This is a genomic window from Streptomyces sp. S.PNR 29 (assembly GCF_030386795.1).
In the GTDB taxonomy this organism is placed as follows: domain Bacteria; phylum Actinomycetota; class Actinomycetes; order Streptomycetales; family Streptomycetaceae; genus Streptomyces.
The window spans coordinates 512,874-535,099 of sequence record NZ_JANUQM010000002.1 but is presented as its reverse complement, the minus strand read 5'-3'; the positions used below and the strand labels follow the sequence as shown (position 1 = coordinate 535,099).

General features: G+C 70.6%; 19 protein-coding genes. 6 read left to right on the top strand and 13 right to left on the bottom strand.

From position 1 onward, the window contains the following. Positions 1-213: 213 nt before the first annotated feature. The 4 genes from NW895_RS07080 to NW895_RS07065 all read left to right on the top strand — a co-directional run bounded on the left by NW895_RS07080 (position 214) and on the right by NW895_RS07065 (position 4,950). Complete coding sequence (locus NW895_RS07080) at positions 214-1,539, top strand: DUF2252 domain-containing protein (protein ID WP_289934457.1); 1,326 nt, start codon at positions 214-216, stop codon at positions 1,537-1,539. A gap of 69 nt (positions 1,540-1,608) precedes the next feature. Further along, the gene (locus NW895_RS07075; protein ID WP_289934456.1) at positions 1,609-2,322 is read left to right on the top strand and encodes a hypothetical protein; all 714 of its coding nucleotides are present in this window, start codon (positions 1,609-1,611) and stop codon (positions 2,320-2,322) included. Between the two features lie 66 nt (positions 2,323-2,388). Beyond that, the gene (locus NW895_RS07070) at positions 2,389-3,198 is read left to right on the top strand and encodes a DsbA family protein (protein WP_289934455.1); all 810 of its coding nucleotides are present in this window, start codon (positions 2,389-2,391) and stop codon (positions 3,196-3,198) included. A gap of 81 nt (positions 3,199-3,279) precedes the next feature. Next, a complete protein-coding gene (locus tag NW895_RS07065) occupies positions 3,280-4,950 on the top strand; it encodes an alkaline phosphatase D family protein (protein ID WP_289934454.1) in 1,671 nt (556 codons plus the stop codon). Here the strand turns inward: NW895_RS07065 and NW895_RS07060 are convergent. Then, positions 4,935-5,516 (bottom strand): dienelactone hydrolase family protein, encoded by a 582-nt coding sequence (locus tag NW895_RS07060; RefSeq protein ID WP_289934453.1) that lies wholly within the window; start codon positions 5,514-5,516, stop codon positions 4,935-4,937. The genes NW895_RS07065 and NW895_RS07060 overlap by 16 nt on opposite strands. Positions 5,517-5,623: 107 nt before the next feature. Between NW895_RS07060 and NW895_RS07055 the strand changes: the two genes are divergently transcribed. Beyond that, entirely contained in the window at positions 5,624-6,739 is a 1,116-nt protein-coding gene (locus tag NW895_RS07055; RefSeq protein WP_289934452.1) for a mechanosensitive ion channel domain-containing protein, read from the top strand. 6 nt (positions 6,740-6,745) lie between these two features. Here the strand turns inward: NW895_RS07055 and NW895_RS07050 are convergent, their stop codons facing one another. The 6 genes from NW895_RS07050 to NW895_RS41160 form a co-directional block, all read right to left on the bottom strand. Next, positions 6,746-7,486, bottom strand: a complete 741-nt coding sequence (locus tag NW895_RS07050) for an SDR family oxidoreductase (RefSeq protein WP_289934451.1) — start codon at positions 7,484-7,486, stop codon at positions 6,746-6,748. A gap of 39 nt (positions 7,487-7,525) precedes the next feature. After that, a complete protein-coding gene (locus tag NW895_RS07045) occupies positions 7,526-9,112 on the bottom strand; it encodes a Na+/H+ antiporter (protein WP_289934450.1) in 1,587 nt (528 codons plus the stop codon). 88 nt (positions 9,113-9,200) lie between these two features. Continuing rightward, positions 9,201-9,671, bottom strand: a complete 471-nt coding sequence (locus tag NW895_RS07040; protein WP_289934449.1) for a GNAT family N-acetyltransferase — start codon at positions 9,669-9,671, stop codon at positions 9,201-9,203. Next, entirely contained in the window at positions 9,668-10,612 is a 945-nt protein-coding gene (locus NW895_RS07035) for an RluA family pseudouridine synthase (protein ID WP_289934448.1), read from the bottom strand. Before NW895_RS07035 ends, NW895_RS07040 begins: the two co-directional genes overlap by 4 nt. Before the next feature lie 64 nt (positions 10,613-10,676). Beyond that, positions 10,677-11,258 (bottom strand): signal peptidase II, encoded by a 582-nt coding sequence (lspA, locus tag NW895_RS07030; RefSeq protein ID WP_289934446.1) that lies wholly within the window; start codon positions 11,256-11,258, stop codon positions 10,677-10,679. 67 nt (positions 11,259-11,325) lie between these two features. Continuing rightward, positions 11,326-13,170 carry a TraR/DksA C4-type zinc finger protein gene (locus NW895_RS41160; RefSeq protein WP_354670074.1) on the bottom strand — a complete coding sequence of 615 codons (1,845 nt, stop codon included), beginning with the start codon at positions 13,168-13,170 and terminating at the stop codon, positions 11,326-11,328. Between the two features lie 603 nt (positions 13,171-13,773). On the opposite strand from NW895_RS41160, the gene ileS reads away from it, so the two are divergent. Beyond that, entirely contained in the window at positions 13,774-16,920 is a 3,147-nt protein-coding gene (gene ileS, locus NW895_RS07020; protein ID WP_289934445.1) for an isoleucine--tRNA ligase, read from the top strand. Positions 16,921-17,265: 345 nt separating this feature from the next. Here the strand turns inward: ileS and NW895_RS07015 are convergent, their stop codons facing one another. The 6 genes from NW895_RS07015 to ftsZ all read right to left on the bottom strand — a co-directional run bounded on the left by NW895_RS07015 (position 17,266) and on the right by ftsZ (position 22,216). Further along, on the bottom strand, positions 17,266-18,384 hold the full coding sequence (locus NW895_RS07015) for a DivIVA domain-containing protein (RefSeq protein WP_289934444.1): 1,119 nt from the start codon (positions 18,382-18,384) through the stop codon (positions 17,266-17,268). Positions 18,385-18,439: 55 nt separating this feature from the next. Beyond that, a complete protein-coding gene (locus NW895_RS07010) occupies positions 18,440-18,724 on the bottom strand; it encodes a YggT family protein (RefSeq protein WP_030248691.1) in 285 nt (94 codons plus the stop codon). 60 nt (positions 18,725-18,784) lie between these two features. Next, positions 18,785-19,426: a cell division protein SepF gene (sepF, locus tag NW895_RS07005; RefSeq protein WP_289934443.1), complete on the bottom strand. Its 642-nt coding sequence runs from the start codon at positions 19,424-19,426 to the stop codon at positions 18,785-18,787. Positions 19,427-19,555: 129 nt separating this feature from the next. Further along, positions 19,556-20,275 carry a YggS family pyridoxal phosphate-dependent enzyme gene (locus tag NW895_RS07000; RefSeq protein ID WP_289934442.1) on the bottom strand — a complete coding sequence of 240 codons (720 nt, stop codon included), beginning with the start codon at positions 20,273-20,275 and terminating at the stop codon, positions 19,556-19,558. A gap of 5 nt (positions 20,276-20,280) precedes the next feature. Next, on the bottom strand, positions 20,281-21,009 hold the full coding sequence (gene pgeF, locus NW895_RS06995) for a peptidoglycan editing factor PgeF (protein WP_289934441.1): 729 nt from the start codon (positions 21,007-21,009) through the stop codon (positions 20,281-20,283). Positions 21,010-21,019: 10 nt separating this feature from the next. Then, positions 21,020-22,216, bottom strand: coding sequence for a cell division protein FtsZ (gene ftsZ / locus NW895_RS06990; protein ID WP_289934440.1), 1,197 nt, complete (start codon positions 22,214-22,216; stop codon positions 21,020-21,022). Between the last annotated feature and the right edge of the window lie 10 nt (positions 22,217-22,226).

The window sequence follows — 22,226 nt, the reverse complement described above, 5'->3', positions numbered from 1 at the left end:
GGCTCGGGCCTCCAAGGCAAACGTACGTCGGCGAGCTGTCCGGAAGACTGCTGCAGTCTTTGAGACAGCGTCGAAGTCTATGCCTCGGCACTGACACTCCGGGGGCCGACCCGCGTACCTTCATCCGAGGGTCACGGGCACTCCCGCGTACCTTCGCCCGTTGGATGTGACGAAGCGCCGTCACCCATGTCATGCACCAGGAGGCACCCAGCGATGTCGGTCCCGCAGCTCAACGACGAGCACCGCGGCGAGGAGATCCTCGCCGTCTTCGACACCGCCTTCGGCGAGCTCCTGGCCGCCGACCCGGCAGCGTTCCGCGTGAAGTTCCGGAAGATGGCGGCCTCGGCCTTCGCGTTCTACCGGGGCACGGCATGCCTCTTCTACCACGACCTGGAGGCGGACAAGCGGGGCGGACCGTTCCTGGACGACCGGACCTCCCGCGTGTGGATCCACGGCGACCTGCACGCGGAGAACTTCGGCACCTACATGGACGCGACCGGCCGCCTGATCTTCAACGTCAACGACTTCGACGAGGCCTACGTCGGCCCCTTCACCTGGGACCTCAAGCGCTTCGCCGCCTCCGTGGCGCTGATCGGGTACGCGAAGGCGCTCAGCGACGCCCAGATCACCGAGCTGGTGCAGGTGTACGCGGGCGCGTACCGGGAGCGGATCCACGCCCTGGCGACCGGCGCCAAGAGCGACGAGGTGCCGCCCTTCACCCTGGACACGGCCCAGGGCCCGCTCCTGGACGCCCTGCGTGACGCCCGCTCGCTGACCCGCTTCGGGCTGCTGGACTCGATGACGGAGATCCGCGACTTCGAGCGCCGCTTCGCGCCCGGCGGCGGCTCCATCGAGCTGGACGCGGCCACCCGCTACAAGGTGCTCGCGGCCTTCGACGGCTACCTGGAGACGCTGCCGGAGACCTCCCTGACCCGCCCGGACTCCTACCGCGTGAAGGACGTCGTCGGCCGCCGCGGCATCGGCATCGGGTCCGCGGGTCTGCCGTCGTACAACATCCTGCTGGAGGGCCACAGCGACGCGCTGGAGAACGACGTGGTGATCTACATCAAGCAGGCCCAGACCCCGGCCGTCTCCCGGCACATCACGGACCAGGCGATCCGCGACTACTTCCAGCACGAGGGCCACCGCACGGTGATCTCCCAGCGCGCCCTGCAGGCGCACGCCGACCCGTGGCTGGGCTGGACCGAGCTGGACGGCGCGGGCCAGCTGGTCGCCGAGATCTCGCCGTACGCGGTGGACCTCGACTGGGGCGACATCGACGACCCGGAGGAGATCGCCGAGGTCGTCGCCGACCTGGGCCGGGCCACGGCCACGATGCACTCGGCGGCGGACGACCAGTCCGGCGAGTCCCTGGTGCCGTTCTCCACGGAGCGGGCCATCGACGCGGCGATCGCGGCCGACGAGGACGGCTTCGCACCGCTGCTGGTCGACTTCGCGCACAGCTACGGCGCACGCGCGCGTACCGACCACCAGATCTTCGTGGACCTGTTCCGCAACGGGCGGATTCCGGGTCTGTGACGGAAAGGGCATTCACCGGGACCCTTTAAGGGTCCCTTACAGGACCGCGTGCCAGACTCTTCTCTCGCTATGGACATATCCGGGACCCAGCTCAGAGCCGTACGCGCGGCGCTGTTCACGGCACTCGTCGTGACGCTCAGCACCGCGTCGCACGTCCTGCTGTCCGGGGTCCCGCTGCCGCTGAACACGGTGGCCGCGATCGCCGCCGCCGTGTTCCTCCTCGCGTACTGCCTGGCGGGCCGGGAGCGGAGCTTCGGGCGGATCGCCGCCCTGCTGATCCCGCTGGAGCTGGCCGCCGACACGGTCTTCACCACCGGCCAGCACGTCTGCTACGGCAGGGCGGGCGGCCCGGTCGCCGGCCCGCTGCGCTCCGTCGGCTTCGACGTGCTGTGCGGCGACGGCACCAGCGTGGGCGCACCGCTGGCCCAGGTGACCGGCACCGGCACCGGCGGGGAGCGGCTCGCGGCCCTGCTCGCCCACGCCGAACCGGCCACGGCCTGGCTGCTGCTCGGGGCGCACATCGGCGTCGGCCTCCTCGCCGCCGCCTGGCTGCGCCGCGGCGAGCGGGCGCTGGCCCAGCTGCTGCGGGCGGTGGCCGCGACCACGTTCCGGCCGCTGCTGCTGGCGGTCGCGGCGGTGACGGTCCGCCGGCCGGGCCCCGCGCGCCCCCTGCCGCGCGCCGGCCACCGTACGACCACCGCACGCGACCGGATCCTCGCGTACTCCCTGGGACGGCGTGGACCGCCGTGCTCGGCCGCTCTCATCCGACCGGCAAGCACCTGAGCACCAGCAGTCCCCCTTACCCACCCCGCACACGACGTGTGCGCGTCCCCCATGGAGATCACCAACATGAGCAAGCGGAACAGCCAGTCGGCGAAGACGGCGGCCCGTGAGCGCCTGCGCCAGGAGCGCGAGCGCGAGGCCAAGCGCGCCAAGGTCAAGCGCCAGATCATCGTCGCCTGTTCCATCGTCGGCGTCCTGGCCATAGCCGGCGGCATCGGCTACGCGGTCATGCAGGCCAACAAGCCCTCCGCGTGGGAGGCCGCGAAGGACGACAAGCTCGTGAAGCCCGCCAACACCAGCGGCAAGAACGGCACGACCGTCGTCATCGGCAAGTCGAGCGCCAAGAAGACCCTGGAGCTGTACGAGGACCCGCGCTGCCCGGTCTGCGCCCAGTTCGAGCAGACCGTCGGCAAGACCGTCGAGAAGGACATCGAGGACGGAAAGTTCAAGATCCAGTACATCGGCGCCACGTTCATCGACAAGAGCGACAACGGTGAGGGCTCCAAGAACGCCCTCAGCGCCCTGGGCGCCGCGCTGAACGTCGGCCCCGAGGCCTTCCTGGAGTACAAGTACGCGCTGTACTCGGCGAAGTGGCACCCCGAGGAGTCCGACGACAAGTTCAAGGACGACGCCTACCTGATCAAGGTGGCCAACACCGTATCGGCCCTGAAGAACAACAAGGAGTTCCAGAACGCCGTGAAGAACGGCACCTACGACAAGTGGGCGCTGGAGATGTCGGCCAAGTTCGACGACAGCGGCGTGCAGGGCACCCCGACCCTGAAGATGGACGGCAAGACGCTCACCGCCTCCGGCGGGAACCCGCCCATGACGGTGGAGGACTTCAACTCGGTCATCGAACCGGCTCTGAAGGGCTGAGCCGACCGCGAGGGGAAGAGCGGGCGAACTTTTGCCGGTTCGCCCGCTCTTCGCCTGTACCGATCAGTAACCTGATCGGCCGTGACTCGTAGACTCAGATCATCCGAGAGCGCCCACGAAGCCAACTCGCCCCAGCCGCGCCGCCGTACGGTCGTCAAGGCCGCGGCCGCCACCGCCGCCCTGGCCGGCCCGCTCACCGCCGCGCTGCCCGCCCGCGCCGCCGCCGACGCCCCCGCCTTCCTGCACGGAGTGGCATCCGGCGATCCGCTGCCCGACGGCATCCTGCTGTGGACCCGTGTGACGCCGACCCCCGAGGCCATACCCGGCTCCGGAGCCGGTCCGGACACCGAGGTCGGCTGGATCGTCGCCAAGGACAGGGCGTTCACCACCATCGTCGCCAAGGGCTCGGTCACCGCGACGGCAGCCTCCGACCACACCGTCAAGGCGGACATCCGCGGCCTGGAACCCGCCACCGACTACTGGTTCCGCTTCTCCGCCGGCGGCACCGACTCCCCCGTCGCCCGCACCCGTACCGCCCCCGCGACCGACGCGGCCGTCACGGGCCTGCGCTTCGGCGTGGTCTCCTGCGCCAACTGGGAGGGCGGCTACTTCGCCGCGTACCGCCATCTCGCGGCCCGCGGCGACCTGGACGCCTGGCTGCACCTGGGCGACTACATCTACGAGTACGGCACCGGCCAGTACGGCACGCGCGGCACCGTCGTCCGACCGCACGCGCCCACCCACGAGATCCTCACCCTCGCCGACTACCGCACCCGGCACGGCCGTTACAAGACCGACCCGGACCTGCAAGCCCTTCACGCGGCAGCCCCGGTGATCGCGATCTGGGACGACCACGAAATGGCCAACGACGCCTGGTCCGGCGGCGCCGAGAACCACACCGAGGGCACGGAAGGCACCTGGTCCGCCCGCCAGGCCGCCGCCAAGCAGGCCTACTTCGAGTGGATGCCGGTGCGCCCGGCGGTCGCGGGCACCACCTACCGCCGCCTGCGCTTCGGCAAGCTCGCCGACCTCTCGCTGCTCGACCTGCGCTCCTTCCGCTCGCAGCAGGTCTCCGTCGGCAACGGCTCGGTCGACGACCCGAACCGTACGATCACCGGCCGTGCCCAGCTCGACTGGCTGAAGGCCGGACTGAAGGCGTCCGACACCACCTGGCGGCTGGTCGGCAACTCGGTGATGATCTCGCCGTTCGCGATCGGATCGCTCTCCGCCGATCTGCTGAGGCCGCTGGCCAAGCTGCTCGGGCTGCCGCAGGAGGGCCTCGCCCTCAACACCGACCAGTGGGACGGCTATACCGACGACCGCCGCGAGCTGCTGGCCCATCTGCGCGCCCACGCGATCCGCAACACGGTGTTCCTGACCGGCGACATCCACATGGCCTGGGCCAACGACGTGCCGTACGACGCGGGGACCTACCCGCTGTCCGCCTCGGCCGCCACGGAGTTCGTCGTCACCTCGGTGACGTCCGACAACCTCGACGACATCGTGAAGGTCCCCGAGGGCACGGTCTCCGCGGTCGCCGCGCCGGTGATCCGCGCCGCCAACCGGCACGTCCACTGGGTCGACACCGACCGCCACGGTTACGGCGTGCTGGACCTCACCGCCGACCGCGCGCAGATGGACTACTACGTCCTGTCCGACCGCACGCGGCGCGACGCGACCTCCACCTGGGCCCGTTCCTACCGCACGCGCAGCGGAACCCAGAAGGTCGAGCGCACCTACGACCCGGTCTGAAGCGACTCCAGGAAGCCGAGCGCCACCCGCCAGGTGGCCTCGGCGGCCTCCTCGTCGTAGTCCGGCAGGTCGGGGTCGGTGTACAGGTGGCCGGCCCCGGCGTATCTGTAGACCTCGACGTCGGCGCCGGCGCGGCCCATCTGCAGATACCAGGCGCTGAGCCAGTCGTCCGTCTCGAACGGGTCCGGCTCGGCGACGTGCAGCTGGACGGGCAGGTCGTCCACGGAGACGTCCGGGGCGAGGTCCGAGGTGCCGTGCAGCAGGAGCAGCCCGCGCGCCTTGTCGTCGCCGAGGGCGAGGGTCTGCGCGATGGAGGCGCCGAGCGAGAACCCGGCGTACACCAGCCCCCGCTCCGAGTAGGGTGCGGCGGCCAGGACGGCCCGCTTCAGCAGCTCGTCCTTGCCGATCTCGTCCTGGTGGGCCATGCCCTCCTCGACCGTGTCGAACGTCCGTCCCTGAAAGAGGTCCGGCGTCCACACCTGGTGCCCGGCGTCACGCAGCCGGTCCGCGGCCTGGCGCACCGCGGGCCTGAGGCCATGGGTCGAGTGAAAGAGCATGATGTTCATGAGGCCATGGTGCCAGCCGGGTATGACAACGCAGGATCGTGGCAGTACCCGGAACGTCCGCGAAGTCACATGTTCATGCCCTTGTCGGGCCGGTTAGGTTCGGAGGCATGGACGACGTGATTCGCCCGCTGATCGTGGTCGGCGGCTCGGTCGTGATCACGCTGGTGATCGGCTGGGCCACCGACCTCCTGCTGCGCAAGGCCGACGAACGGCACCACGAGACCCCGCTGTGGGGTCTGCTGCGCCGTGGCCGCATCCCCTACCAGTTGGTGCTGTGCGCGGCGCTGCTGAGAGGGTCGTACGACCAGGCGCGGCTGCTGGAGAGCCACCAGGCCGGCATCGGCCGGACGCTGACGCTGGTGCTGATCGGATCGGCGGCCTGGCTGGTGATCCGGATCGCCGCCGCGGTGGTCGAGACGACGTACACCCGCTATGCCCGCGCCCACCGGGACGCCGCCCGGGTCCGCCGGGTACGCACCCAGGTGACGCTGATCATGCGGGTGGTCTCCGCGATCGTCGGCGTGGTGGCCGTCGCGGCGATGCTGCTGACCTTCCCGGCGTTCCGCGCGGCGGGCGCCTCACTGCTGGCCTCGGCCGGCATCCTCGGCATCGTCGCCGGTGTCGCCGCCCAGTCCACGCTCAGCAACCTGTTCGCCGGGCTGCAGATCGCCTTCGGCGACATGGTGCGCATCGGCGACACGGTGGTGGTGGACGGCGAGTGGGGCACGGTCGAGGAGATCACCCTGACCTTCCTGACCGTGCGCACCTGGGACGAGCGCCGGATCACGATGCCCGTGTCGTACTTCACGTCCAAGCCGTTCGAGAACTGGTCGCGCGGCACCCCGCAGATGACCGGCATCGTCTTCTGGCACGTGGACCACACGGCGCCGGTGGAGACAATGCGCGAGAAGCTCCGCGACATCCTGCGCGAGTGCCCCGCCTGGGACGGCCGCGCCTACGGCCTGGACGTCACCGACACCACCCCGAACACCATGCAGGTGCGGGCCCTGGTCACGGCGAAGGACGCGGACGACCTGTGGACGGTACGGGTCAAGGTCCGCGAGCAGATGATCCGCTGGCTCGCCGACGAGCACCCCTACGCCCTGCCCCGCGTCAACACGGCTGACGCGGTCCTGCCGCCGAGCCGTGACGGCGCCCGCATCTCACCGGACGGCGTGCCCGGCCAGCGCCGTTACCACGGGGCGTCCCGGCCGGAGCGCTGACGGCGGTCAGTGGCCGCGTTCGGCGCCGCCGTTGACCTGGATGATCTGCGAGGTGATGTGGCCGGCCGCGTGGGAGGCGAGCCAGTGCAGGGTGGCGGCGACGTCCCCGGGCGTCCCGGCCCGCCCGTCCAGGGTCTCGGCGATGCGCTGGGCCCGCCGTTCCTCGGTCATCGCGTCCCCGAAGAACTCGGTGTCCTCGATGTAACCCGGCGCGACCACGTTCACGGTGACGCCACGCGGCCCCAACTGCCGCGCCAGCGCATGGGCGTACGGATGCAGCGCGGCCTTGGACGCCGCGTACGCCCCTCTGCCCGTCCCCCGGTAGGCGGCGATGGAGCTGAGGAACAGCACCCGCCCGCCGGGGTCCGCGAGCCGGTCCTTCAGGGCCTCGGTGAGCAGCACGGCGGTGAGGGTGTTGAGCCCGAAGTTGAGGGTCCAGTCGTGCAGGACCACATCGAGCGGCTCCTCGCTGTCCACCTTGGGTTCCAGGTATCCGGCGCCTCCGGCACTGTGGATCAGCACGTCCACGGTGCCGAACTCGGCGGCCACGAACCGCTCAAGACCGCGGACGCTGCGCGGCCTGCTGAGGTCCGCCGCGTAGGTGAGGGCTCCGGGCACACCGGCCTCTTCCAGCACCTCGGCCCGTCGCCCGACCAGCAGCACGCGATCCCCGTCCCCGGCGAACGCGTGTGCCGCGGCCAGCCCGATTCCCGTACCACCACCACTGATCACGACGTTGCGAGTCATGATCAGACCCTACGACGTCCTGGGACGGCTGCGGAGGTATCACCGCATACTGCGCACGTCGAGATGGCGCAGCACCCGGTCCACGATCTCCGGGTCAGCCCCCGCCTCGCTGCGCGCCGCCAGCACCTCGTGCCGTGCCGCGCTCAGCATCTCGCCCTGGATGCGCCGGATCCGCTTCAGCCGCCCCACCCGGTGCTGGTGCGCCTCCCGCCGTTCGTCGTCCCCGATCTCGGGGCTGATCCGCACGCCGATGTCGAAGGCCCTGCGCAGCATCTGCTCGGACAGTTCCTCCGGCAGGTCCTCGGCCGCCTCGATCTCCCGCAGCCTCCGCTTCGCCGCCTTGGCCGCCCGCACGGCCAGCTCCTTCTCGAACGCCTTCTCGCGCTCGGTGTCGGCCTGCACATCGAGCCGCCTCACCAGCCACGGCAGGGTGAGCCCCTGGAGCACCAGGGTCGCCATGATCACTCCGAAGGCGATGAACACCATCTCGTCCCGGCCGGGGAAGGACCCGCCGTCGTCCGTCTCCAGCGGAATCGCCAGCGCCAACGCCACCGACGCGACCCCGCGCATCCCGGACCACCACATGACGACGGTCTCCCGCCAGCTCATCGGGATGTCCTCGTCACGGTCCCGTTGCGCGTGCAGCCGCTGGGTCAGCCAGGTCGCGGGCAGCAGCCACAGCAGCCGTACGAGGACGACCACGCCCACGACCGCCGCCGCCCAGCCGAGCAACTCGCCCCACCGCCCGGACGCCGTCCGGATGGCGTTGTGCAGTTCCAGCCCGATCAGCCCGAACGCGACTCCGGTGACGAGCGTGTCGACGACGTTCCAGAAGGTGTGCCCGGCGAGCCGTGTCATCACGTCGTCGGGGTCGGTGGCGTACTCGGCGAGGAACAGCGCCGTGGTGAGGACGGCGAGCACGCCGGAGCCGTGCAGTTCCTCGGCCAGGACGTATGAGGCGTACGGCACCAGCAGCGTCAGCCCGACCTGCAGGGTCGCGTCCTCCAGCAGGTCCAGCACCTTGTTGGCGCCCCAGCCGAGCGCGACCCCGGCCGCGACGGCGACGACGGCGGACAGCACCAGGTCCAGTCCCGCCTTCCACGGCGAGAAGGTGCCGCTGACCGCGGCGGCGATCGCCACGTGGTACAGGACGATGGCCGTCACGTCGTTGAACAGCCCCTCGCCCTCCAGGATGGACACCAGCCGCCGCGGCAGGCCGAGCTGCCCGGCGACGGCGGTAGCGGCGACCGGGTCGGGCGGCGCGACCAGCGCCCCGAGCGCCAGGGCGGCGGCGACCGGCAGCCCCGGCACGATGGCGTGCGCCACGGCGGCGACGGACACCATGGTGACGAACACCAGCGCGACCGCCAGCAGGAAGATCGGCCTCTTGTTGGCCGCGAACTGCCGCCAGGACGTCCGCCGCACCGCCGCGTACAGCAACGGCGGCAGCAGCAGGGGCAGGATGAGGTCAGGTGGAACGTTGACGTTGGGCACGAAGTCGAGCAGCGCCAGGACGATCCCGAGGATCGTCATCAGCACCGGCGCCGGCAGCCCCAGCCGGTCCCCGATCGGGACACTCACCAGGGCCCCGAGCAACAACATGAACAGCAGGGCCAACTGATCCACGGTCAGCGCTCCGGGTCGGGACGTTCACACAGCAGGCCTCAGGCCTGCCATGTCCCTCTTCCCTCACCTGCCCCGAAGACACCGGCCGCTACAGAACCTTCCGCATCGCCCGGTGCGGTATCCCCGCTTCCGGGAACTCGGCCCCGTACACCTCGTAGCCGAGCCGCTCGTAGAACTCCAGCGCATGCGTCTGCGCGTGCAGGTCGACCGCCCGGAGACCACGCGCGCGTGCCGCGTCCTCGATGGCGCGCACCAGCGCGGCCCCGACGCCCCGTCCGCGGGCGGCCCTGGTCACGGCGAGCCGCCCGAGCGACCCCGCCGACGGGTCACCGGCGGTCTTCGCCGCGGCCGCCGCACCGTACAGCAGCCGCCCGGTGCCGAGCGGCACGCCGTCCTCCCGGACCGCCAGGACGTGCACGGCGTCGGCGTCGTACGCGTCGTACTCCAGGTCCTCCGGGACCCCCTGCTCGGCGACGAAGACATCCTTGCGCACCGCGAAGCACGCCTCGCGGTCGGCGGGGTCCTCGGCGACGCGCACCACGTACGACGGAACGCTCATGCGTAGGTCTCCTCCCGCACCTGGTCCAGGGCCTTCTGCAGGTCCTCCGGGTAGTCGCACGCGAACTCCACCCACTGCCCGTCGCCGGGGTGCTCGAAGCCGAGGCGTACGGCGTGCAGCCACTGGCGGGCCAGGCCGAGGCGCTTGGCGAGGGTCGGGTCGGCGCCGTACGTCAGGTCGCCGACGCAGGGGTGGCGGTGGGCGGCCATGTGGACGCGGATCTGGTGGGTGCGGCCGGTCTCCAGCTTCACGTCGAGCAGCGAGGCCGCGCGGAAGGCCTCGATGAGGTCGTAGTGCGTGACGGACGGCTTGCCCTCGGCCGTGACCGCCCACTTGTAGTCGTGGTTCGGGTGGCGGCCGATCGGCGCGTCGATGGTGCCGCTGGTCGGGTCGGGGTGGCCCTGGACGAGCGTGTGGTAGCGCTTGTCGACCGTGCGCTCCTTGAACTGGCGCTTGAGGGAGGTGTACGCGTACTCCGACTTGGCCACCACCATCAGCCCGGACGTGCCGACGTCGAGGCGGTGGACGATGCCCTGGCGCTCGGCGGCGCCGGAGGTCGAGATGCGGTAGCCGGCCGCGGCCAGGCCGCCGATGACCGTCGGTCCGGTCCAGCCGGGCGAGGGGTGCGCGGCCACACCGACGGGCTTGACGATCACGACCACGTCGTCGTCGTCGTGCACGATCTCCATGCCCTCGACCGGCTCGGCGACCACCTGCACCGGTGCGGGCGCCTGCGGCATCTCCACCTCGAGCCAGGCACCGCCGCGCACGCGCTCGGACTTGCCGACCACCGACCCGTCCACCGTGACCTTCCCCGCTGCGGCGAGTTCGGCCGCCTTGGTGCGGGAGAAGCCGAACATGCGGGAGATGGCGGCGTCGACGCGCTCGCCCTCCAGGCCGTCGGGCACGGGCAGGGTACGGATCTCGGGAATCGTGCTCACCCGTCGAGTATGCCGGACGGGTCCGACAGCCCCGTACGGAGCCTGTGGACAACTCCCCGCCGGCTCAGTCCTTGTGAACGGTGCCGTCCGGGTCGAGGCCCTTGAAGGACAGCAGCACGATCAGGATGCCGCCGCACACGATCGCCGAGTCGGCGAGGTTGAAGACCGCGAAGTGCTTGGGCGCGATGAAGTCCACGACCGCGCCCTCGAAGACGCCGGGCGAGCGGAAGATCCGGTCGGTGAGGTTGCCGAGCGCCCCGCCGAGCAGCAGGCCCAGCGCGATCGCCCAGGGCAGGCTGTAGAGCTTGCGCGCGAGGCGGGCGATCACCACGATCACGACCGCCGCGATCACCGTGAAGATCACGGTGAAGGCCTCACCGAAGCCGAAGGCCGCTCCCGCGTTGCGGATCGCCTCGAACCTCAGCCAGTCGCCGACGATCTCGATCGGCGGGTGGTGCTCCAGCTTGGCGACCACGATCATCTTGCTGACCAGGTCGAGAGCGTACGCGAAGGCGGCCACCGCGAACAGGACGGCGATCCGGCGCTTGCCCCGGGGCCGCTGGGCCGCGCCCTCCTCGGGGTGCTGCCCGTTCCGCGCCGCGTCCGGGGTGTCCGGCGTACCGATGATGCGCTCCGCCTCTGCCACGTGAGTCCCTCAGCCTAGGTACCTGACTGAGGACGAGGGTACGGCACGCCTGATGGGACCGAGGTGATCAGTACCGGCGTTCCTGCTTCTGCTTGCACTCCACGCACAGGGTGGCCCTCGGGAAGGCCTGCATGCGGGCCTTGCCGATGGGGTTGCCGCAGTTTTCGCACAGGCCGTAGGTGCCCGCGTCGAGGCGTTCCAGGGCGCGTTCCGTCTGGATGAGCATCTCGCGCGCGTTGGCGGCGAGCGCCATCTCGTGCTCGCGCGTGATGTTCTTGGTGCCGGTGTCGGCCTGGTCGTCGCCCGCGCCGTCCCCGGAGTCCCGCATCAGACCGGCCAGCGACCGCTCCGACGACGTGATCTCCTCCCGCAGCCGTGTCTCCTCGGACTGCAGCTCGCCGCGGGCCTCCTCGACCTCTTCCGGGGTCCAGGGGTCCTCGCCGGGGCGCACCGCGAGCTCACCCGGCTCCGCCGCGGCGAGCCGTGCCTTCGGAACGGCGGTCTGCGCCGCCGTGGCCGTGCCAGGAGTCTTCTTCGCAACCACTGTCGTGGCTCCCGTCTGCTCCGCGGCCTGCGCCGCGCCCACCTTCTTGGCCGTGCTCTTCCTGACCGCGCGGGTCCTGGTACCGCTCTTCCTGCCCGCGCCCTTCCCGCCGGTGTCCTCCACCGCACCACCCACCTCGACGGCTCCCTCGGAACCGGCGCCCCTCTTCGCCACCGCCTTCTTGGCGGCCGGCTTCTTCGTGGCCGACTTCTCGACCACCGGGCTCTTGGTGGCGACCTCCTTCGTGGCCTTCTTGGCGGCCGCCTTCTTGGTGGCCACCGTCCTGCTCACATCCGTCTTGGTGGCCTCCGGCTTGGTGGCCGCCTTCTTGGTGGCCCCCGTCTTGGCGGCCGCCTGTTTCGTGGCCTTCTTGGCGGCCCTCTTGGCCACCGCCTTCTCGCCGGCCTTCTTGGCGGCGGCCTTCGTACCGGCGGCCTTCGTGCCGGCGGCCTTCGTGCCGGCGGCCTTCGTGCCGGCGGCCTTCGTGGCCGGAGTTTCTTCGGCCACGGTCTCCCCCGCCGCTGCCTTCCGGGCCGAGGTGGCCTGGACCGCGGGCGCCTGGTCCGCCGCCTTCTTGATCCCTGCCTTCTGGCCCCCTGCCTTCTGGCCCGCTGCCTTCTTGTCGCCTGCCTTCTCCGCCACCGCCCTCTTGCCGGTCGCCGTCGGTGGAACCAACGTTCCCTCGGGGACCCCCTCCTCAACCGCCTTCCTGGAAGAAGCCGCCGTGGAAGCCGCCGCCCTCTTGCCGGCGGTCTTCCTGGCACCGCCCTGCTTGGCACCGCCCTGCTGGGCGCGACCCTGCTGGGCGCGACCCTGCTGGGCGCCACCCTTCACAGCGGCCGCCTCCGCGTCAGCCGCCTTCCCGGCAGCCCCCTTCCCGGCAGCCGACTTCTTGACAGCGGTCTTCCTGGCAGTCGCCTCAGTGGCGGCCGACTCCGTGCCGGTCGTCTTCCTGGCAGCCGCCTTCCCGGCAGCCGTCTCCGTGGCAACCGTCTTCCCGGCAGTCGCCTTCACGGCGGTCGCCCTGCCCGCTTCCGCCCTCTTCCTCACCGTCTCCTCGACGCCCGCGCCCGACGCGGTCGCCTTCCTGACCGCTGGGGCCGTCGTACCCGCCTTCACCGTGGCCGCCTTTCCGACCTCCCCCTTCCCCCTGACCCTGCTGTCCGCGACCGCCTTCCCGGCCGCCGCCTCGGCCGCCCCTTCCGTTCCCTTCCCCCTGGCGGCGGCTCCCTGCGCACTCTCCTTCCCACCCGCACCCTTGGCCGCACCGCCGGAGGCCGCGGCACCGCCGGAGGCGAGCGCACCGCCTGCGGCGTCGGCGAATCTGCCGGACGCCGGCTGCTGGACGGCGGTCTTCTTCGCCACCATGGTCGCGGCCCCTTCACATATTGTGATCTTGCTCGCGAATCGTGCTGGGACGATAAATCGACTTGAGTCCCGCGGCAACGGGGCACACCGCCCGATTCGCCCGCCTCGCGGATGCCGCGCGGCGACCTGCATGCGTTGTGCCCAGCTCCCCGCCGGGTATGCCGCCGGACCGCACGTCCCAGGATGCGAATACGCGTACCGCACCATTCGGGTCATGTCACGCCATACGGAACTGCCGGTCCCCGGGGCCCGAAAACCGGTCGGCCGCTGTCGGCGCGGCGCCGTACACTGGGCGGAGCGAAAAGCGTGGATGGGGACGAGTAGCGGCGTAGGCAGCCCAGAGCGACCCGGGGACGGTGTGAGCCCGGGGGCGAGCGCGACGTGAAGATCACCCCGGAGCCGCCGGAAGAAAGCCCCGGCCCGAGAGCGGGGGCGAGTAGAACCGGCATCGCGACCCCAATGAGGGGGCTCACCGGCGCACACCGGGCGTCGGCGGGCCAAGGAGGGTGGTACCGCGGGAGCGCGCCGAAGGCGGCGCAGGGAAAGACATGGCTCTCGTCCCTCCGGACGGAAGGCAGCAAGTCCGCCGGAGGAAGCTCGCTGATGACAACGCCGACGTACCGCCAGGTGCCCGCCCAGGTCGACCTGCCCGCGCTCGAGCACGCGGTGCTCGACTTCTGGCGCGAGCAGAAGATCTTCGCCAAGAGCCTGGAGCAGTCCGAGGGCCGCCCCGAGTGGGTGTTCTACGAGGGCCCGCCCACCGCCAACGGCATGCCGGGCGCCCACCACATCGAGGCGCGTGTCTTCAAGGACGTCTTCCCCCGCTTCCGCACCATGCGCGGCTACCACGTGGCCCGCAAGGCCGGCTGGGACTGCCACGGTCTCCCGGTGGAGCTGGCGGTGGAGAAGGAGCTCGGCTTCAGCGGCAAGAAGGACATCGAGGCGTACGGCATCGCCGAGTTCAACGCCAAGTGCCGCGAGTCCGTGCTCCGCCACACCGACGCCTTCTCCGAGCTGACGACCCGCATGGGCTACTGGGTCGACCTGGACGAGGCGTACGTCACCATGGAGCCCGAGTACATCGAGTCCGTCTGGTGGTCGCTGAAGGAGATCTTCAAGAAGGACCTGCTGGTCCAGGACCACCGCGTCGCCCCCTGGTGCCCGCGCTGCGGCACGGGCCTGTCGGACCACGAGCTGGCCCAGGGCTACGAGACGGTCGTCGACCCCTCCGTGTACGTCCGCTTCCCGCTCACCTCCGGCCCGCTCGCCGGCGAGGCGGCGCTCCTGGTGTGGACGACCACGCCCTGGACGCTGGTCTCCAACACCGCGGTCGCCGCGCACCCCGAGGTCACCTACGTCGTCGCCACCAACGGCGAGGAGAAGCTCGTCGTCGCCGAGCCGCTCGTCGCCAAGGCCCTCGGCGAGGGCTGGGAGCCCACCGGCCAGACCTTCACGGGTGCCGAGATGGAGCGCTGGACGTACCAGCGCCCGTTCGAGCTCGTGGAGTTCCCGGAGACCGAGGGCGGCACGCACTTCGTCGTGAACGCCGAGTACGTCACCACCGAGGACGGTACGGGTCTGGTCCACCAGTCCCCCGCCTTCGGTGAGGACGACCTCAAGGTCTGCCGTGCCTACGGCCTGCCCGTCGTGAACCCCGTCCGCCCGGACGGCACCTTCGCCGAGGACGTCCCGCTGGTCGGAGGCGTCTTCTTCAAGAAGGCGGACGAGAAGCTCACCGAGGACCTCGGCGCCCGCGGACTGCTCTTCAAGCACATCCCGTACGAGCACAGCTACCCGCACTGCTGGCGCTGCCACACCGCGCTCCTCTACTACGCGCAGCCGTCCTGGTACATCCGCACCACGGCGATCAAGGACCGCCTCCTCGCGGAGAACGAGAACACCAACTGGTTCCCCGAGACGGTCAAGCACGGCCGGTACGGCGACTGGCTGAACAACAACATCGACTGGGCGCTGTCCCGCAACCGCTACTGGGGCACCCCGCTGCCGATCTGGCGCTGCGAGGACGACCACCTCACCTGCGTCGGCTCCCTGACCGAGCTGAGCGAGCTGACCGGCACCGACCAGTCGGGCCTCGACCCGCACCGCCCGTACATCGACGAGGTCACCTTCGCCTGCCCGCAGTGCCGGAAGACGGCCACGCGCGTGCCGGAGGTCATCGACGCCTGGTACGACTCGGGCTCGATGCCGTTCGCGCAGTGGGGCTACCCGTACAAGAACAAGGAGCTGTTCGAGGCCCGCTACCCGGCGCAGTTCATCTGCGAGGCCATCGACCAGACCCGCGGCTGGTTCTACACGCTGATGGCCGTCGGCACGCTCGTCTTCGACAAGACGTCGTACGAGAACGTCGTCTGCCTCGGCCACATCCTGGCCGAGGACGGCCGCAAGATGTCCAAGCACCTGGGCAACATCCTGCAGCCCATCCCGCTGATGGACCAGCACGGCGCGGACGCCGTCCGCTGGTTCATGGCGGCCGGCGGCTCCCCGTGGGCGGCCCGCCGGGTCGGCCACGGCACCATCCAGGAGGTCGTCCGCAAGACGCTCCTCACGTACTGGAACACGGTCGCCTTCCAGGCCCTGTACGCCCGTACGTCCGGCTGGGCCCCGTCCGAGGCCGACCCGGCCCCGGCGGACCGCCCGCTCCTGGACCGCTGGCTGCTGTCGGAACTGCACGCGCTGACCGACCAGGTCACCCAGTCCCTGGAGGGCTACGACACCCAGCGCGCCGGCAAGCTGCTGTCCGCGTTCGTCGACGACCTGTCCAACTGGTACGTACGCCGCTCCCGGCGCCGCTTCTGGCAGGGCGACAAGGCCGCGCTGCGCACCCTGCACGAGGTCCTGGAGACGGTCACCAAGCTGATGGCGCCGATCACCCCGTTCATCACCGAGCGGGTCTGGCAGGACCTGGTCGTGCCGGTGACCCCGGGCGCCCCGGAGTCGGTGCACCTCTCCTCCTGGCCGGAGGCGGACCTCGCCGCCATCGACCCGGAACTGTCGAAGCAGATGGTGCTGGTGCGCCGGCTGGTGGAGCTGGGTCGCGCCACGCGCGCGGAGTCGGGCGTCAAGACGCGTCAGCCGCTGTCCCGCGCCCTGGTCGCGGCGGCGGGCTTCGACGCTCTCTCCCCCGAGCTGCACACGCAGATCACGGAGGAGCTGAACGTCACGTCCCTGGCGTCCCTCTCCGAGGTCGGCGGTTCGCTGGTCGACACCACGGCGAAGGCCAACTTCCGGGCGCTGGGCAAGCGGTTCGGCAAGCGCGTCCAGGACGTGGCGAAGGCGATCGCGAACACGGACGCCGCCGCCCTGTCCCTGGCGCTGCGCGAGGGCACGGCGTCGGTGGAGGTCGACGGTGAGACGATCACCCTGGCCCCGGACGAGGTGATCATCACGGAGACCCCCCGCGAGGGCTGGTCGGTCGCCTCGGACTCGGGCGCGACGGTCGCCCTCGACCTGGAGATCACGGAGGAGCTCCGCCGCGCCGGCCTGGCCCGCGACGCCATCCGCCTGATCCAGGAGGCCCGCAAGAACAGCGGTCTCGACGTCGCCGACCGCATCGCCCTGCGCTGGACGGCCACCGATCCGGCGACGGTGGCGGCCCTGACCGACCACGCGACCCTGATCGCCGACGAGGTCCTGGCCACGGACTTCGCCGAGGGCGAGGCCGACGACACCTACGGCACCCCGTTCACGGACGAGGGCCTGTCGCTCACGTTCCGCCTGCGCAAGGCGTAACGGCGACGGCGTACGCCGAAGGCCCGACCCCTCAGGGCGAATCCTGGGGGCCGGGCCTTCGGTCGCTGACACGCCGGGGCGGGCCGGATTCGAACCGGCGTCGCCCCAGATGATGTCGAGGCGCGACGACCAGCTGCGCTACGCGCCCCAGCGCTGCGAGCAACGTACCCCGCGCTCCTGCGGCGGCCCGCTCGTCTTCCCGCAGCCGGCGCGGCGCGGCTGCTCGACCTGCCCGGCCATCGCAGCGCCGGGCACGCCGCACCACACAGCGAAGGGCGGGGCCCCGGACCAAAATCCGGAGCCCCGCCCTGAACGCTGCCGATTCCTACGCCGTACTACAACCTGTCAGTTGTCGTCCTCGTCGATGAGGAACCCACGCATGGGCGAGGGAGCCTGCCCCATGGGCGACGGGCCCTGCGGGCGGACCGGCGCCATCGGCTGGGTCATCGCCGGCGACATCTGCTGCTGACCGCCGTAGGACGGTCCGGACGGCGAAGGGCCGCCACCCATCGTCTGGTTGCCGCCGTACGACGGGGCACTCGCGCCGGCCGGAGCCATGGAAGGCGCCGGGGACGGCGGGAGGGAAGCCGTCGCGGGCGTGCGCGGCGGGGCGAGCGAGTCGTCGGCCTGGGTCTCCAGCTGACGCAGCTGCGACTCCAGGTACGACTTCAGCCGCGTCCGGTACTCGCGTTCGAAGCCGCGCAGGTCCTCGACCTTGCGCTCCAGCGTGGCGCGGGCGGACTCCAGGGAGCCCATGGCCACGCGGTGCTTCTCCTGCGCGTCCCGCTCCAGGGCGTCGGCCTTGGCACGGGCGTCACGCTCAAGACCCTCGGCACGCGAACGGGCCTCGCCGACGATCTTGTTCGCCTCGGAGCGGGCCTCGGCGATCGCCTGGTCGGCGGTCTGCTGGGCCAGCGAGAGGACACGGGCGGCGCTGTCGCCGCCGGGGCCGCCACCCTGGCCGGGAAGGCCGGGACCGCCCATGGGTCCGCCCATCGGGCCGGGACCCATCTGGCCCTGCATCGGACCCTGACCCATCGGACCAGGACCCTGGCCCATCGGACCGGGGCCCTGCGGGCCACCCTGACCGCCGGGACCGGCGGGCAGCTGCGGAGCACCGCTGGGCAGCTGGGGCGGGCCACCCATGGGGCCACCCATCTGCTGCTGCGGCGGGCCCGATATGCCGGCGGGCACCGGAGCGCCGGGACCTCGCATGCCCTGCTGAGGCATGCCCTGCTGCTGGTCCTGCTGCTCCGGAGGCTTGCGCATGTTCTGCTGGTTCTGGGCAGCAGCGCGCGTGGCCGCGGCCAGCTTGGCGCGCAGGTCCTCGTTCTCGCGGAGCAGGCGGGTCAGTTCGGCTTCGACCTCGTCGAGGAAGGCATCGACCTCGTCCTCGTCATAGCCTTCTCGGAGGCGGACGGTCGTGAACTGCTTGTTCCGCACGTCCTCGGGGGTCAACGGCATCTCTTCACCTCAACGTAGTCGTCGGCATTCGGCAAGCCCGTGTCTCTCTCATCGCTCACAGCCGGCTCACGATCGAGATCAGGATGTAGACGATGATCATCAGTACGAAGAAGGACAGGTCGAGCGCCACGCCCCCGAGACGCAGCGGCGGGATGACCCGCCGCAAGAGCTTCAACGGTGGATCGGTGACAGTGTAGGTGGCCTCGAGAACGACCACCATCGCCTTGCCGGGTTGCCACGAGCGGGCGAACTGGAAGACGTAATCCATGACCAGCCGGAAGATGAGCACGATGAGGAAGCACATCAGCGCGATGTAGACGACATCCAGGACCACGCTCATGACCTGTGCTTACCTCTCCCCATGTGCCCTGTTCGGTACTGCTGTTTCCGGTGGTGCGTCTCAGCTCTGGTTGAAGAACCCGCCCTCTGCGATGCGGGCCTTGTCCTCCGCCGTGACATCGACGTTAGCAGGCGACAACAGGAACACCTTCTGCGTCACCCGCTCGATACTGCCGTGAAGACCAAACACCAAACCAGCCGCAAAGTCGACAAGTCGCTTCGCATCTGTGTCATCCATCTCAGTCAAATTCATGATCACCGGGGTGCCTTCACGGAAGTGTTCCCCGATGGTACGGGCCTCGTTGTAGGTCCGGGGGTGAAGCGTAGTGATTCGGTAGGGCTCTCGTTCCGACACGACCTTGGGCATGATGACCGGTGCGCTCTTCTCCAGACTTGCGCGTTCTTGTGTGATGGATGCCACGGGCGCGATGCGCGCCGGGCGTCCGGATTCCGCGGGAAGCGAAGCGGAGCGGGGCACCGGTTCACGGGGCGCGGGCGGCTGCACGACTCTCACCTCTTCGTCCCTTTGGGACTGGTGTGAGCCGTGTGACTGCAGGGACGGCTCATGCCGTCGATGGTCCCGCTCGGGCTCCGGGTCCAGTTCGGGCTCGAAGTCGTCATCGGGGTCGAACCCCCGGCCGTCGTACCCATCGTCCTCCACGAGGCCGAGGTAGACCGCCATCTTGCGCATCGCGCCGGCCATGCTCTGAGTCCTCCGCTCTGTGGTGGATCGACTGACGACTGCCAAGTGCCCGCGATCCACGTGGCCCTTATGTCCGCCTTTCGACGGTAATGACCATATTTTCTGCTGTGGTCCGACTTCTTGGCGACGTTACCCGAGCCTGGCGCGGACTCCGAGTACCGCGGTGCCGACGCGTACATGTGTCGCTCCGGCGGCCACGGCCTGTTCGAGATCCGCGCTCATCCCTGCCGAGACCATGTTCGCAGCCGGATGCGCCCGGCGCAGGTCGGACGACAAATCCACGAGCCGCTCGAACGCCGCCCGTTGACGCCCCGCGTACTCCCCGGTGAGCGGAGCGACGGTCATCAGTCCACCGAGCCGCAGTCCCGGAGCCCCGTCGATGAGGTCGGCCAACTCTTCGATTCCCTCGGGTCCTACACCTCCCCGCTCCCCTCGTCCGCTCTCGTCCGCGTCGAGCGCGACCTGGATGAGACATCCCACCTCACGCCCGGCCCGCACGGCCTCCTTCGAGAGAACCGTGACGAGCTTGGAACGATCGACGGACTGCACGAGATCCGCGTAACCGACCACCGATCGCACTTTGTTGGTCTGGAGTTGACCAACAAAGTGCCAAGTAAGGGGCAGATCCGCACATGCCGCCGCCTTCGGTGCCGCGTCCTGGTCACGGTTCTCGGCGACATGGCGCACACCGAGTTCCGCGAGCATCCGCACGTCACTGGCGGGATAGGTCTTGGTGACCACGATCAGGGTCACTTCCTCGCGCGGGCGCCCCGCGGCCGCGCACGCGGCGGCGATGCGCTCCTCCACCTTCGCCAGATTCGCGGCGAGTTCGTCCTTGCGGTCCGTCATGCCCATCAGTCCAGCCAGACATATCCCGCGAGCCGCCCGGTGGCGCGGTCGCGGCGGTACGAGAAGTGGTCGCCCGATTCCAGCGTGCACACCGGCGACTGCGCCCGGTCGCGCACCCCGAGGCGCTCAAGCTGCGCGTGCACCCCGGCGCTCACATCGACCGCCGGAGTACCCCAGCTCGTCTCGGCGTACGCCGCCGGCTCCACGGCGGCCACCTCGGCGCGCATCGCCTCCGGCACCTCATAGCACCGCCCGCAGACGGCGGGTCCGGTGCGGGCGACGATCCGCCCGGGCTCGGCGCCGAGTCGGATCATGGCCCGTACGGCGGCGGGGACGACGCCGGCCACCATGCCCGGCCGGCCCGCGTGGGCCGCGGCGGCGATCCCCGCGACGGGGTCGGCGAGCAAGAGGGGCGTGCAGTCGGCGGTGAGCACCGCGAGGGCGAGACCCCGCTCCGCCGTGACGAGCGCGTCGACCTCCGGCACCGGACGCTCGCCCCAGGGCGCGTCCACCACCGCCACGTCGGCCCCGTGCACCTGGTTCATCCAGACCACCCGGGCCGGGTCGAGCCCCAGGGACTTGGCGGCCAGCTCGCGGTTGGTCCGCACGGCCTCGGGGTCGTCACCGACCGCCCCGCCGAGATTGAGCTCCTCGTACGGAACGGCGCTCACCCCGCCCCACCGGTCGGTGAAGGCGAAGTGCGCGCCGTTCACGATGTCGCGCTGTGCTATCACGTCAGGAGCATCACTTAAGGAAGTCCGGCACGTCCAGTTCCTCCGCCGCGCTGTCCGAGTAGGCCCGGGACGGCGGCACCGGCGGCGGGGCGACCGGCGGCAGGTCGTTCACCGGCTCGGGAGCGGGCTCGGGCTCCTCCTTGGGCTTGACGCTGCCGAGCGAGCCGAAGGACGGACGGCTCTCGGGCTGCCGTACCGGAGTGGGCTCCTCGCGCTTGGCCGAGGACGAGCCCAGGACGTTGTCCCGCTTGGCGGGCGGCTGGCCCCCGTCGAAGCCGGCCGCGATCACGGTGACCCGGACCTCGTCGCCGAGGGCGTCGTCGATCACCGCGCCGAAGATGATGTTGGCCTCGGGGTGGGCGGCCTCGCTCACCAGCTGGGCGGCCTCATTGATCTCGAACAGGCCGAGGTCGGAGCCGCCGGAGATGGAGAGCAGCACGCCCCGGGCGCCGTCGATGGACGCCTCCAGCAGCGGCGAGGAGATCGCCATCTCGGCCGCGGCCACCGCGCGGTCGTCGCCGCGTGCCGAGCCGATACCCATCAGGGCCGAGCCGGCCTCGGACATGACCGACTTGACGTCGGCGAAGTCGAGGTTGATGAGGCCGGGGGTGGTGATGAGGTCGGTGATGCCCTGGACACCGGAGAGGAGGACCTGGTCGGCCGACTTGAAGGCGTCGAGCACCGATACCTGGCGGTCCGAGATGGACAGCAGCCGGTCGTTCGGAATGACGATGAGGGTGTCGACCTCGTCGCGGAGCTCGGCGATGCCGTCCTCGGCCTGGTTGGCGCGGCGCCGTCCCTCGAAGGTGAACGGGCGCGTGACCACACCGATGGTGAGGGCACCCAGCGAGCGTGCGATGTTGGCCACGACGGGCGCGCCGCCGGTGCCGGTGCCGCCGCCTTCACCGGCTGTCACGAAGACCATGTCGGCCCCCTTGAGGACCTCCTCGATCTCCTCGCGGTGGTCCTCGGCGGCCTTGCGGCCCACGGCCGGGTTGGCTCCGGCGCCGAGTCCGCGGGTGAGTTCGCGGCCGACGTCCAGCTTGACGTCGGCGTCGCTCATCAACAGAGCTTGCGCGTCGGTGTTGATGGCGATGAACTCGACGCCCTTGAGACCGACCTCGATCATCCGGTTGATGGCATTGACACCACCGCCGCCGACACCGATGACTTTGATGACTGCGAGGTAGTTCTGCGGTGCTGCCACGTCGAAGGCC

What these genes read in the sequence shown, in the direction of transcription:
- NW895_RS07010 (WP_030248691.1), bottom strand. Translation starts at nt 18,724, where the DNA reads ATGAGCGTGGTCCTGGATGTCGTCTACATCGCGCTGATGTGCTTCCTC.
- NW895_RS41160 (WP_354670074.1), bottom strand. Translation starts at nt 13,170, where the DNA reads ATGGTGGCGAAGAAGACCGCCGTCCAGCAGCCGGCGTCCGGCAGATTC.
- NW895_RS07040 (WP_289934449.1), bottom strand. Translation starts at nt 9,671, where the DNA reads ATGAGCGTTCCGTCGTACGTGGTGCGCGTCGCCGAGGACCCCGCCGAC.
- sepF (WP_289934443.1), bottom strand. Translation starts at nt 19,426, where the DNA reads ATGGCCGGCGCGATGCGCAAGATGGCGGTCTACCTCGGCCTCGTGGAG.
- NW895_RS07055 (WP_289934452.1), top strand. Translation starts at nt 5,624, where the DNA reads ATGGACGACGTGATTCGCCCGCTGATCGTGGTCGGCGGCTCGGTCGTG.
- ileS (WP_289934445.1), top strand. Translation starts at nt 13,774, where the DNA reads ATGACAACGCCGACGTACCGCCAGGTGCCCGCCCAGGTCGACCTGCCC.
- NW895_RS07015 (WP_289934444.1), bottom strand. Translation starts at nt 18,384, where the DNA reads ATGCCGTTGACCCCCGAGGACGTGCGGAACAAGCAGTTCACGACCGTC.
- NW895_RS07070 (WP_289934455.1), top strand. Translation starts at nt 2,389, where the DNA reads ATGAGCAAGCGGAACAGCCAGTCGGCGAAGACGGCGGCCCGTGAGCGC.
- NW895_RS07075 (WP_289934456.1), top strand. Translation starts at nt 1,609, where the DNA reads ATGGACATATCCGGGACCCAGCTCAGAGCCGTACGCGCGGCGCTGTTC.
- NW895_RS07060 (WP_289934453.1), bottom strand. Translation starts at nt 5,516, where the DNA reads ATGAACATCATGCTCTTTCACTCGACCCATGGCCTCAGGCCCGCGGTG.
- NW895_RS07080 (WP_289934457.1), top strand. Translation starts at nt 214, where the DNA reads ATGTCGGTCCCGCAGCTCAACGACGAGCACCGCGGCGAGGAGATCCTC.
- NW895_RS07050 (WP_289934451.1), bottom strand. Translation starts at nt 7,486, where the DNA reads ATGACTCGCAACGTCGTGATCAGTGGTGGTGGTACGGGAATCGGGCTG.
- NW895_RS07000 (WP_289934442.1), bottom strand. Translation starts at nt 20,275, where the DNA reads ATGACGGACCGCAAGGACGAACTCGCCGCGAATCTGGCGAAGGTGGAG.